Origin of the sequence: Mycolicibacter virginiensis (assembly GCF_022374935.2) — a bacterium.
Taxonomy (GTDB): domain Bacteria; phylum Actinomycetota; class Actinomycetes; order Mycobacteriales; family Mycobacteriaceae; genus Mycobacterium; species Mycobacterium virginiense.
The window spans coordinates 3328072-3340664 of record NZ_CP092430.2 but is presented as its reverse complement, the minus strand read 5'-3'; the positions used below and the strand labels follow the sequence as shown (position 1 = coordinate 3340664).

Annotated in this window: 10 protein-coding genes; 6 read left to right on the top strand and 4 right to left on the bottom strand. The window is 66.6% G+C overall.

The genetic code is table 11. The annotated features are described in order from the left end of the window. Position 1: 1 nt before the first annotated feature. On the top strand, positions 2-847 hold the full coding sequence (locus MJO54_RS16180; RefSeq protein WP_046286771.1) for an MBL fold metallo-hydrolase: 846 nt from the start codon (positions 2-4) through the stop codon (positions 845-847). Continuing rightward, positions 844-2100 (top strand): cytochrome P450, encoded by a 1257-nt coding sequence (locus tag MJO54_RS16175; protein WP_064888484.1) that lies wholly within the window; start codon positions 844-846, stop codon positions 2098-2100. Before MJO54_RS16180 ends, MJO54_RS16175 begins: the two co-directional genes overlap by 4 nt. Before the next feature lie 21 nt (positions 2101-2121). On the opposite strand, the gene MJO54_RS16170 is transcribed toward MJO54_RS16175, so the two are convergent. The 3 genes from MJO54_RS16170 to MJO54_RS16160 form a co-directional block, all read right to left on the bottom strand. Further along, entirely contained in the window at positions 2122-2925 is an 804-nt protein-coding gene (locus MJO54_RS16170; protein WP_105294673.1) for a L,D-transpeptidase, read from the bottom strand. 141 nt (positions 2926-3066) lie between these two features. After that, on the bottom strand, positions 3067-3261 hold the full coding sequence (locus MJO54_RS16165) for a YbdD/YjiX family protein (protein WP_082108460.1): 195 nt from the start codon (positions 3259-3261) through the stop codon (positions 3067-3069). Continuing rightward, positions 3237-5504, bottom strand: a complete 2268-nt coding sequence (locus MJO54_RS16160; RefSeq protein ID WP_065153701.1) for a carbon starvation CstA family protein — start codon at positions 5502-5504, stop codon at positions 3237-3239. The genes MJO54_RS16165 and MJO54_RS16160 overlap by 25 nt, the downstream gene beginning before the upstream one ends. Positions 5505-5621: 117 nt before the next feature. Between MJO54_RS16160 and MJO54_RS16155 the strand changes: the two genes are divergently transcribed. The 4 genes from MJO54_RS16155 (at position 5622) to MJO54_RS16140 (ending at position 11030) form a co-directional block, all read left to right on the top strand. Then, on the top strand, positions 5622-6380 hold the full coding sequence (locus MJO54_RS16155) for an SDR family NAD(P)-dependent oxidoreductase (protein WP_240175178.1): 759 nt from the start codon (positions 5622-5624) through the stop codon (positions 6378-6380). A 21-nt stretch (positions 6381-6401) separates the two neighbouring features. Beyond that, complete coding sequence (locus MJO54_RS16150) at positions 6402-8576, top strand: acyl-CoA dehydrogenase family protein (protein WP_240175177.1); 2175 nt, start codon at positions 6402-6404, stop codon at positions 8574-8576. Between the two features lie 60 nt (positions 8577-8636). Further along, on the top strand, positions 8637-10373 hold the full coding sequence (gene poxB / locus MJO54_RS16145) for a ubiquinone-dependent pyruvate dehydrogenase (RefSeq protein ID WP_064888489.1): 1737 nt from the start codon (positions 8637-8639) through the stop codon (positions 10371-10373). A gap of 189 nt (positions 10374-10562) precedes the next feature. Then, positions 10563-11030, top strand: a complete 468-nt coding sequence (locus MJO54_RS16140) for a hypothetical protein (RefSeq protein ID WP_064888490.1) — start codon at positions 10563-10565, stop codon at positions 11028-11030. 35 nt (positions 11031-11065) lie between these two features. Here MJO54_RS16140 and MJO54_RS16135 read toward each other — a convergent pair whose 3' ends face one another. Further along, positions 11066-12544 (bottom strand): cytochrome P450, encoded by a 1479-nt coding sequence (locus tag MJO54_RS16135; RefSeq protein ID WP_064888491.1) that lies wholly within the window; start codon positions 12542-12544, stop codon positions 11066-11068. Between the last annotated feature and the right edge of the window lie 49 nt (positions 12545-12593).

Here is a 12593-nt window from a genome sequence, read left to right as displayed (position 1 = left end):
CGTGCAGCACTGGACTGTCGGCGACGTTGACATCCACGCGGTCCTGCAGGCGGTCATACCGATCCCACCCGCCCTGCTTTTCGCAGCGGCATCCGAGCGTTTCGCGGACGACTCGCTGGCGGACTACTGCGACGCGTCGGGCAACATCTTGATGGCGATCCAGTCTTATCTGATCGCGTCCGAGGCGTCGTGCGTGCTGGTCGACACCTGCTTCGCCGAAAGCTTCCTGCGGACGCGCAACATCCCCGACCGCTTCGAGGAGTCGTTGGCGGCTACCGGGTTTAGTCCCGGCGACATCACGGCGGTGGTGTGCACGCATCTGCACCGCGATCACGCCGGTGGCAACACCGTCGAGCGGGACGGGCAGTGGGTGCCGAGGTTCGCCGGCGCCGACTACCTGGTGACCGTGGCCGAGCACGCGCACTGGAGCGAATTCACCGGTGAGGACCGGGTGGCCCCCGAATGCGTCGCCCCGCTGGCGCAGCACGGCAAGCTCCGGCTGGTCGGGCCGGATCATCGGCTGACCGAGACGGTCCGGCTCGTCCCCACGGCCGGTCACACCCCGGGCCATGTGTCGGTGCGCATCGAATCCGCCGGCGCGGTCGCCTACATCAGCGGCGACGTCGTGCACCATCCGGTCCAGATCGTCGACCCCGAGATCAGTGCCCGGCCCGACGCCGACCCGAGCGCTGCTCGGGTAAGCCGGCAGGACCTGCTGCGTCGCGTCGCCGACGAGCGGGCACTGTTGCTCGGCTCGCATTTCGCCGCCCCCTCGGGCGGCTACATCAACAGCGCCGGTGCAGGTTTGGCGTGGCAACCGCTGGTAGAGCGAGAGGGAGCACGATGACCGAGACACAGCACCTGCTGCCGGAGGGGTTCGACTTCACCGACCCTGCACTTATCGGCGAGCGGATCCCGCACGAGGAGTTCGCCCTCCTGCGCAAGACCGAACCGATCTGGTGGAACGCTCAGCCCTTCGGAGCGTCTGGCTACCCGGACGAGGGCTACTGGGTCGTCACCAAGCACGCCGATGTCCGGGCGGTGTCTCTGCAGGACGAGGTGTTCTCCTCGCACGAGAACACCTCGCTGATCCGGACGAACACCACGGACAATCAAGAGCTCCACGACGCCAGCCGCGACAACATCATGCTGTTTCTCGACGGACCCAAGCACGCCAAGCTGCGCCGGATCGTGTCACGGGGTTTCACGCCTCGCGTGGTTGCGGGCATGCGCGATTCGCTCGACCGCCAAGCCCGAGAGATCGTCACCGCCGCCGCCGAGCACAACACCGGCGACTTCGTCACCGAGGTGGCCTCGCAGCTGCCGTTGGCGACCATCTGCGAGTTGATCGGCGTCCCAGCAGACGAGCGCCAGCAGGTCTTCGACTGGAGCAACCGGTTGGTGGGCGGCGGCAACGGTGAACCGGAAGCCGGAGCCGACGGGCTCCAGGCCTCCGCCGAACTGTTGGGCTACGCCTATCAAATGGCCGAAGACCGCAAGGCGAACCCGCGCGATGACATCGCGACGGCTCTGGTGACCGCGACCATCGACGGCGAAGAGCTGAGCGCGCTGGAATTCGGTTACTACGTGATGATGCTGATGGTGGCCGGCAACGAGACCACCCGCAACGCCACCTCGCAAGGGATGCTGGCGTTCTTCGATCACCCCGACCAATGGCGGTTGTTCGTCGACGAACGTCCCAGCACCATGGCCGAAGAAGTGGTCCGCTGGGCGACGCCGGTCATCTCCTTCCAGCGCACGGCGTTACGCGATGTCGAGCTCGGCGGAGTGCAGATCCGTAAGGGCCAGCGGGTCGGCATGTTCTACGGCTCGGCCAACTATGACGAAGAGGTGTTCGACAACCCGTTCAGGTTCGACATCCTGCGAAGCCCCAACCCGCACTTGGGTTTCGGTGCTCCCGGAGCGCACTACTGCATCGGGGCCAACCTGGCCCGCATGCAGATCAACTTGATCTTCGGTGCGCTGGCAGACATCATTCCCGACATCCACCAGCTGGATCGCCCGTCACGGTCGGTGCTGCCCTGGATCAACGGGATCGACGCTATGCCGGTGGAATTCGGCAGCGCTGGGACGTCCTAGCGGGCGTCCCAGCGGACCGCGTCATTCCTTGATGATCACCGGGTCGCCGATGTTGACCCGGTCGAAGTACCACTCAGCATCGGTGGGGCTCAGGCCGACACAGCCGTGGCTGACGTTCTCCAGCCCCAGGGAGTGCAGCGCCCAGGGTGCGGAGTGGACGTAGAGCCCGCGGCGGGTGATGCGTACCGCCTGCTCGACCTCGAAGCGGTAGCCCTCGGCGGAGTCGATCGGGATGCCCACGCTGCTGGAGTCCATCACGACCTTGCGGTCCTTGCCCAGCACGGTGTAGTTGCCCGTCGGCGTCTCGTATTCGGTCTTGCCCATGGTGGCGGGCATGACGCCGTCTTCGCCCCAGTGCGGCCGGTGGTGCGGCGTGGGCAGCGGGCCGGCCTCGTCGCTGTCGCCGTCGACGGTCACGGTGAAGGTGTGCGCCGAGATGCTGGCGACGCCGACAACCTTTGCGCCCGTGCTGAAGTCGACAGAGAGCTTGCCCACCGATAGGGCCACGGCGCTGTGCGCGGGCCAGTAGTGGTCGGGAACCCACTGCACCTCGCTGTCGTCGACCCAGTCAAATTTTCCGGTCATCGGTGGGTTGGACCGCACCGCTATGGTGCGCTCGGCGGCCCGGCGGTCGATCACCGGCGCGGAGAAGGTCACCACGACCGGGTGCGCCACGCCGACGACCGCCCCCGACGTCGGCTGGATCGATGCGATCCCCGCGCCGGGCGGCTGGCTGGCCGCGGCCGAACTCGTTCCGGGCGGCGTCACGAGCGTTGTGACCGCGACCCCGATCACCACCATTGCTGAGCGCACCGATGTCCACATCGTCGGCATACCTTCCCGATCTTCCTACCTTGGGTTCTCGCCGTTGATGGTAGGGAGATTCGCGTCGATAGGCCCCGCGCACATGCCCACGAGTCGGTCAAGGCTTCATTAAGGTTTGGACACGGCCCGCGGGCAGCGGTGTCAGCAGCACCGCGCTCCGGGGTCGCCGTCGTGACGGAGTCGCCAGTAGTCGCGCTCGGAGAGCACCGGTTCGCCAGGATGAGCGCGGCGGCGGTACTCCAGGTAGCGGCGGTAGTGGTTGTCGCCCAACAGCGATGCCCAGTACCAGCCGATGTGGCGAGCGGCTCGTGCTAAACCGAGCAGCGGGCGTCCCATTGCTCCTGCACCTTTCGTTCGGCCGCGCTCGGAATCAGCCCAGCAGGCGCGAAACGCTTCGATGGCACCGGCGGCGGCTCGATTGTCGAGACTGTTCCACGAATCGCGCGTAGCGACACCACAATTCCGGCAACGACCACCACCGCCACCAGCGAGGCGAACACAATCGACAAGGTGCCCTGGATGAAGGTGTTGCGGACGACATCGTGCAACTGCGATGCGTTGGCCGCCGATCCGAATGACGTCTCGCCGGCCCGTTCAGCGGCCCGATAGGCGAAATGCTGCGTCCAGTAGCCCACCCGCGGATCGCCGGAGAAGATCTTCTGCCACGAGGCCGTCATGGTGACAGTCAGATCCCACAGCAGCGGAATGCCCGGGATCAGCGCCCATTTCAGGCCGTAGTTGCCCCGGCCCTTCTTGATCACGATCACCGTCACCACCGTCAGCGCGATCGCGGCCAGCAACTGGTTGGCGATACCGAACAACGGGAAAAGGGTGTTGATCCCGCCGAGCGGATCGGTGACCCCCATCAACAGGATCGACCCCCACCCGGCGACCACGGCCAGACTGCAGACCCACGCCCCGATCCGCCAACTTGGGTTGGAGAGCCGGCGTAGCGGCCCCCCTAGGTTGCTCAGGGCGTCGGAGAGCATGAATCGGGCCACCCGGGTACCGGCGTCGACGGTGGTCAGGATGAACAGCGCCTCGAACATGATCGCGAAGTGGTACCAGAAGGCCTTGAGACCTGGTCCGCCGAACACCCGCCCCAGCACGTCGGCCATTCCCAGCGCCAGGGTGGGGGCCCCGCCGGTGCGCGACACGATCGACTGTTCCCCGACCGCGGTGGCGGCCTCGGTGATCTGCTCGGCGGTCACCGGGGATCCGCCGAGCCCGAGCCCGTTGACGTAAGCGGCGGCACTCGAAGCGGTACCGCCGGTTGCGGCGACCGGCGCATTGAGCGTGAAGAACAGGTGCTGGTCCAGGATCGAGGCGGTGATCAACGCCATGACCGCCACGAAGGACTCGGTGAGCATGCCGCCATAGCCGATCAGCCGCATCTGGCTCTCTTTTTCGAGCAGTTTCGGGGTGGTACCCGAGGCGATCAGCGAGTGGAATCCCGACAGCGCGCCGCACGCGATCGTGATGAACAGGAACGGGAACAGTGACCCGGCGAACACCGGTCCTTCGCCGGTGCGGGCGAACTCCGAGACGGCCGGCGCGGCCATCAGTGGCCGGGCAACCAGGATGCCGACCGCCAGCAGGATGATGGTGCCGACCTTCATGAACGTCGACAGATAGTCGCGCGGTGCCAGCAGCAACCACACCGGCAGCACCGAGGCGGCGAAACCGTAACCGATGATGCACCAGGACAACGTCACCGGGGATAACGTGAACCATGCGACACCCCAAGAGGTTTCGGCGACCCACTTGCCTGCTGCGACGGCACCCAGTAACGCGACGATTCCGATCAGGGACACCTCGGATACCCGGCCTGGTCGCAGGAACCGCAGATAGAACCCCATGAACAGGGCGATCGGAATCGTCATCGCGATGGAGAACACGCCCCAGGGACTGACCGCCAAAGCCCGCACCACGATCAGTGCCAGTACCGCTATCAGAATCACCATGATGACCAGCACGCCGATGATCGCGGCGGCACCGCCGACGACGCCCAGCTCCTCGCGGGCCATCTGTCCCAAGGAGCGACCCCGCCGGCGCACCGAGCACCACAGCACCAGGTAGTCCTGCACACAGCCGGCCACCACCGCGCCGATGATGATCCAGATGGTCCCCGGCAGGTAGCCCATCTGAGTGGCCAGCACCGGGCCGACCAGCGGACCCGCGCCGGCGATTGCCGCGAAATGGTGGCCGAAGAGCACCCTGCGATCGGTCGGCAGATAGTCGGTGCCGTCCTCGAAGATCTCCGCCGGTGTGGCGTGGTCGTCACGCGGTTGCACGATCTTGCGCTCGATAAACCGTGCGTAGAAACGGAATCCGATGATGTAGGTGCACACCGCGGCGATGACGAACCACACCGCGTTCACCGCCTCGCCGCGGGCGAACGCGATCGATGCCCACGCCACCGCCCCCGCGACCGCGAGCGCACCGAACACCATCTTGTGCCGTGCGGAGATGGGGGAGCGGTCGATCACCGCCACCGCGGGCAGCTCGGGGTCGGTGTGCACATAAGTCACCGGCCCGTCGTGTCGCTCGACTACCTCTGGCGCCGTCGGTGCGGCCACGGGTACCTCCTGGGGGCCTTCTGTGATGCCCGAGGGGCAGCGGTTTCCGAGCGGAACGATAACTTGTCCTAGATTCTCAACTACTAGATTTCCAGTAACGGCGGCGAAGGAGTCTGCATGGACATCAACGGTAAGAAGGTCGTCATCGTCGGCGGCGCTTCCGGAATGGGCCGCGCCACCGCAGAGCTGCTGGCTGCCGGCGGGGCGGACGTTGCGGTACTCGACCGCGAAGGCTCGGAGGGTCGGCAGGTCGCAGACGGTTTCGGTGGTGCCTTCTACCCGGTGGACATCACTGACTTCGACGCCACCGAGAAGACCCTGGCTGCGGCCGTCGAGGCTCTGGGCGGCCTGCACGTCATCGTCACCACGGCCGGCGGGGGTATCGCCAAGCGCACGCTGTCCAAGTCCGGCCCGCACGATTTGGAGTCCTTCCGTGCGGTGATCGACCTGAACCTGATCGCCACGTTCAACATCAGCCGGCTGGCCGCCGCGCACATGAGCACCAACGAGCCCGAAGATGAAGAGCGCGGCGTCATCATCAACACGGCGTCGATCGCGGCCTTCGAGGGTCAGATCGGCCAGGTCGCCTACACCGCCGCCAAGGCGGGCGTCGCAGGTATGGCCCTGACCATGGCTCGCGACCTCGGTTCGGTGGGCATCCGGGCGCTGGCGATCGCGCCGAGCCTGTTCGCCACCGGCCTGACCAAGGGCATTCCCGAGGAGTTCGCCAGCGCCCTGACCCGCGACGCTGCGTTCCCCAAGCGCCTCGGCCGGCCCGAGGAGTTCGCCAAACTGGTTGCCGCTGTCGTCGACAACCCGATGCTTAACGGACAATGTCTGCGGCTCGACGCTGGGCAGCGGTTCGCCCCCAAGTAAACGAAAGCCAGGAGATATCCCATGGGCATTGGAATTACCGACGACCACCGCGAACTGGCCGAGGTGGCCCGCGGATTTCTGACCGCACAGAAGGCCCGCTCGGCGGCTCGTGCACTGCTGGACGCCGCCGAGGAGACTCGGCCCCCGTTCTGGGGTGAACTGGCCGCGCTGGGCTGGCTGGGCCTGCATATCGACGAGGAGCACGGCGGCTCCGGATTCGGGCTGCCCGAGTTGGTGGTGGTGATCGAGGAACTGGGCCGGGCTGTGGCTCCGGGGCCGTTCGTTCCGACGGTCATCGCCTCGGCGGTCATCGCCGCCGCCGGCACCCCGCAGCAGCAGGCCCGTCTGCTGCCTGGGCTGATCGACGGTTCGGTCACCGCCGGGGTGGGGCTGGCCGGTGACCCGGGAGGCCTGGTCCTGGAGGGCGGCGTGGCCTCCGGTGACGCCGGCGTGGTGCTGGGTGCGGGCCTGGCCGACGTGCTGTTGGTGGCCGCGGGTGAGGACGTGCTGGTGCTCGAGCGGGACCGGGCCGGTGTCAGCGTGGATGTGCCGGGCAACGTCGATCTGACCCGGCGCTCGGGGCGGGTAACGCTGACCGGCGTCGGGGTGAGCGCCGACGATGTGCTGTCCGGTGCGCGCGAGTCGGCGCTGGCGCGGGCGCGGGTGCTGCTGGCGGCCGAAGCGGTCGGCGGCGCGGCCGACTGCACCGACGCGGCGGTGGAGTACGCCAAGGTGCGCGAACAGTTCGGCCGGACCATTGCCACCTTCCAGGCCGTCAAACACCATTGCGCCAACATGCTGGTGGCCGCCGAGTCGGCAACCGCCGCGGTGTGGGATGCCGCTCGGGCCGACGGCGAGGACGAGTACGCCTTCCGGCTGGCCGCCGCGGTAGCCGCCACGCTGGCGTTCCCCGCCTACGTGCGCAACGCCGAGCTGAACATCCAGGTGCACGGCGGTATCGGCTACACCTGGGAGCACGACGCGCACCTGCAGCTACGTCGCGCCCTGGCGGTGCAGGCGCTGTTCGGCGGCGACGCACCGGCCCAGGCCGTCTTCGAGAGCGCCGCGGCCGGCATCACCCGGGCCAACAGCCTGGACCTGCCGCCCGAGGCCGAGGAGCTGCGCACCCGCATCCACGCCGACGCCGCCGAGATCGCGGCGTTGGGCACCGAGGAGCAGCTGGACAAGCTGATCGCGACCGGGTACGTGATGCCGCACTGGCCCAAGCCGTGGGGCCGGGGCGCCGACGCGGTCGAGCAGGTGGTGATCGAGCAGGAGTTCGGTGCCGCCGGCGTGCAGCGACCCGACTACTCGATCACCGGCTGGGTCATCCTGACGCTGATCCAGCAAGGCACCGACTGGCAGATCGAGCGGTTCGTGGAGAAGGCGCTGCGCCAAGAGGAGATCTGGTGCCAGCTGTTCTCCGAGCCGGGTGCCGGCTCGGACGCGGCGGCGGTCAAGACCAAGGCCGTTCGGGTCGAGGGCGGCTGGAAGATCACCGGCCAGAAGGTGTGGACGTCCGGTGCGCACCTGTGCCGGCGTGGCCTGGCCACGGTGCGTACCGACTTCGAGGTCGCCAAACATGCCGGCATCACGATGGTGATCGTCGACATGGAGGCGCCGGGCGTCGAGGTGCGGCCACTGCGGCAGATCACCGGTGGTTCGGAGTTCAACGAGGTGTTCTTCAACGACGTCTTCGTTCCCGACGAGGACGTCGTCGGCGACGTCAACGGCGGCTGGAAGGTAGCTCGCGCCACCCTGGGCAATGAGCGGGTCAGCATAGGTGGTGGCGGCTCCTACACCGCCGGGATCGACCAGCGGCTGATCGCACTTGCCCAGCAGCACCGGCAGTCGGTGCCCGACGCCGAGGTGCGGGTCGGCCGCTTCGTCGCCGACGAGCACGCGTTGCGACTGCTGAACCTGCGGCGCGCGGCGCGCAGCATCGCCGGCGCCGGCCCCGGTCCCGAGGGCAACGTCACCAAGCTCAAGCTCGCCGAGCACATGGGCGACGGCGCGGCTATCGGTGCGGCGTTGCTGGGTCCGGATGTTGCCCTCGACGACGGGCCGGGCGCGATGGCCGCCCGGATGGTGATGGGCGCGCGCGGTATCGCGATCGCCGGCGGCACCTCGGAGGTAACGCGTAACCAGATCGCCGAGCGAATTCTGGGGATGCCCCGCGACCCGCTGATCAAGTAGCGTTCCCCATGACGCGAGCTGGGGGCACCTCCGGCTTGCTCGTGGTGAGGAGGGCGCGAAATGGCAACCGTCGCAGACCATGTCATTGCCGTCCTCAAGCGCAGCGGGGTGCAGCGCATCTTCGGGATACCGGGCGACAGCCTCAACGGGCTTACCGATGCGATCCGCCGGGCCGGTGACTTCGGCTGGGAACAGGTGCGCCACGAGGAGACCGCCGCGTTCGCGGCCGCCGCGGAGGCGGCGCTGCGCGGTGGTTTGGCGGTGTGTGCCGGCAGTTGCGGACCGGGCAACCTGCACCTGATCAACGGCCTGTTCGACGCGCAGCGCAGCCGGGTGCCGGTGCTGGCGATCGCCGCCCATATCCCGCTGGCCGAGGTCGGCTCCGACTACTTCCAAGAAACCCATCCGCAGAACCTGTTTCGTGAGTGCAGCGTCTACTGCGAGTTGGTCAGCACTCCCGAGCAGGCGCCGCGGATCCTGGAGTTGGCCATGCGTGCGGCGGTGGAGGAGAACGGCGTCGCCGTCGTGGTGGTGCCGGGCGAGATCTTCGGCCACCGTCTCGACGAGACCGCCTGGGGGGCGCGTCCGGTGCGACCCACCGGATCGGTCTGCTGCCCCGACGAGCAGGGACTGCGAGCGGCCGCGGCCATGCTCAACGCCGCCGCCAACGTCACCATTTTGGCCGGTGCGGGGGTCGCCGGCGCCCATGACCAGGTGATGGAACTGGCGCATATCCTGGCGGCGCCGATCGTGCATGCGTTACGCGGCAAGGAGTACATCGAGTACGACAATCCCTACGACGTCGGTATGACGGGACTGCTCGGTTTTGCGTCCGGATATAAGGCGATCCGGGAAGCCGACGTGTTGCTGATGCTCGGCACCGACTTTCCCTACCAGCAGTTCTATCCCGATCGTGCGCAGATCATTCAAGTCGATATTCGCGGTCGAAACCTGGGCCGACGTACTCCGATCGATCTCGGACTGCTCGGCACGGTCGCCGACACCGTCACCGCCTTGCAGCCATTGCTGGCCAACAAGAACGACCGCAGCCACCTGGAAAGGTCGCTGAAGCACTACCGCAAGACCCGCCAGCGACTCGACTCGCTGGCGTCCAACGATCGCGACCGCACGCCGATACGTCCCGAATATGTTGCTGCGGTTGCTAATCGGCTGGCCTCGGATGACGCGGTGTTCACCGTCGACGTCGGGTCCCCGGTGGTATGGGCGGCACGCTACGTGACCATGAACGGACGACGGCGATTGATCGGGTCGTTCAACCACGGCACCATGGCATGTGCGCTGCCACACGCGATCGGCGCCCAGTCGGTGGACCGGAAGCGGCAGGTGGTCGCATTGGCCGGTGACGGTGGGCTGGCGATGCTGTTCGGAGAGTTGCTCACCCTGACGCAGAATCGTTTGCCGGTCAAGGTGATCGTGTTCAACAATTCGTCACTGAATTTTGTCGAACTGGAGATGAAGGCCGCCGGGATCGTCAACTTCGGTACCGAGTTGGACAATCCGGACTTCGGCGCCGTCGCCACCGCGCTGGGTATGTTCGGCCGTCGGGTGGAGCATCCGGCTGATCTGGAGGCGGCGCTGACCGAGGCGTTTGCCCACGACGGGCCAGCCGTCGTCGACGTCGTCACGGCCCGCCAGGAGTTGTCGATCCCACCAGCGATCACCGCGGAACAGGCCAAAGGCTTCTCGCTCTACGCGATCCGGACCATCCTGGCCGGTCGCAGCGACGAACTGCTGGACCTGGTGACCACCAACGTGGCCCGCCGCATCTTGAATTGATATCGATCTCGACGCCAGTCCATAAATGCGTTGCGCGTCCAGCGGGCGCGCTATTAGCCTTGGTGACACTATGCGTTATCTAGTTGTAGTAGCCGAAACCCGCAGCGGGGTCTGATCCAGACCGACCCCCCGCTGTGGGTCGGAAGCTACTCCCGTCGGTCGCTCTCTTCGAGCAGAAAAGACCGCACAATGGCCAACACATCCTTCGCAGACCGATTCGACACCCGACTACCGCGTGAACTGCGCGACCCGGGCGCCCAGCTCACCTGGGATGGCTTCGTGGCAAGCTACGGGCGCTGTGCCGGGCCGCTGAGACTGGGCCGCTGGCGCTGCCTGGACGCCGATCGTTCTGCGGCACGGCTGGGGCTCCAGGGCCGGACCTATCAGGCGACGATTGCCATCGGAGACCGGACCGGCACCTGCACCGCAGCGGCGCACGGCCCGCTGGCCGCATTGACCGAGATGCTGTACGAACGTGGAATCACGCTGGAAATTCTAGGATTTCATCAGCTCGGCTGCGGCGCCGAGACGGCGACGTTCATCCACGGTTCTAACGGCCGGGCAGCGGCGTGGGCGGTGGGCTTCGCGCCCGACGCCGCGGCCTCGGCCGTCGATGCCGTCGTCACGTGCGTCAACCGGCTGCTGACCACCGGGTAATCTGCGTCTGCTCGGCGAATGAAAGGCTGCTGGCACTAGAGCCGGCGTAACACGATCGGCATCCCGTCCATCGGAATGGGCATGCCGCCATAGTCCCAGCGTGTCTGATAGCCGGGGTACGGCAACTCCAACCGGTACCGGCGCAGCAGCCGATGCACGATCGCCTTGACTTCGAGGCGGCCGAACGTCATACCAATGCACTTGTGCGCGCCGCCGCCGAACGGATTGAACGCGTAGCGGTGCTGCTTGTGCTCGCTACGCGGCTCGGTGAACCGTTCTGGGTCGAATTTCATTGGATTCGTCCACAATTCGGGAAGACGGTGATTTACGCCGGGGTAGGCGATGACATTGGTGCCTTCGGGGATGTAGTAGCCCAGTAGATCAGTGTCGCGGACCGTCTGGCGCATCGCCCACTGCACCGGTGTCACCAGCCGGATCGATTCGTCCATCACCAAATCGAGCGATTCCAGCTTCTCCAAAGATTCGATGTCGAGCGGCCCGTCACCCAGGCGATCCGATTCGTCGCGGCAGCGTTGCTGCCATTCCGGACTGCCCGCCAGGTTGTAGACCATCGATGTGGCGGTGGACGTCGACGTGTCGTGGGCGGCCATCATCAAAAAGATCATGTGGTTGACGATGTCGGTGTCGGAGAACCGGTTGCCGTCCTCGTCCTCGGCGTAGCACAGTGCGGTGAGGAGGTCGTTACCTTCCTTGCCGCGGTGCTCCTGGACCCGTGCGGTGAAGTAGGTCTCCAGCAGCTCACGCGCCTTGAGGCCACGCCACCAGGTGAACGGCGGCACACTGGTGCGGATCACCGCGTTGCCGGCCCGGGTCGTCGTCGTGAACGCCTTATTGACCTTCGTGACCAGCTCATGGTCGGTACCGGGTTCGTGCCCCATGAACACCAGCGCGGCGATGTCAAGGGTTAGCTCCTTCATCGCGGGGTGGAGCAGGAAGCGCGGGTCGTCGGTGACCCAATCGTTGGCGATCACCTGGGAAGCGACCCGGTCGATCTGCTCGACGTAGCCGACCAGGCGCGGCCGTACGAACGCCTCCTGCATGATCCTGCGATGGAACATGTGTTCCTCGAAGTCCAGCAGCATCAGACCCCGATTGAAGAACGGCCCGATCACCGGGACCCAGCCCTGTTGCGAGTAGTCCTTGTTGCGGTTGGCGTAGATGACCTGCGTCGCATCGGGACCCAGCGCCGCGACGGCCGGCAAGATGGGCGAATCACCGAACAGCACCGGGCCGTGGGTGTGGTACATGCGCATCAGGTAGTCCGGTCCGCCGCGCAGCATCTCGATCATGTGCCCGAGGATCGGTAGCCCGGCATCGCCGAGGACCGGCTCAAGTCCGCTGCCCGCGGGTGGCTCGGCGAGTCTCTTCTCGGGGAACTCCATGTTGAGCAGGCGCTTTTCCAGCACCCCCATGCCCGGGAAGTTGTTGAAGGACGGAGTGAGCCGACGTTTGGCCTGGTCGATCAGGTAACACGGGGTGCTGATGGTTGCCACAGACACTCCTTAACGGCGCAGTCGGGTTGTGGTACCCGTCACATGTCCT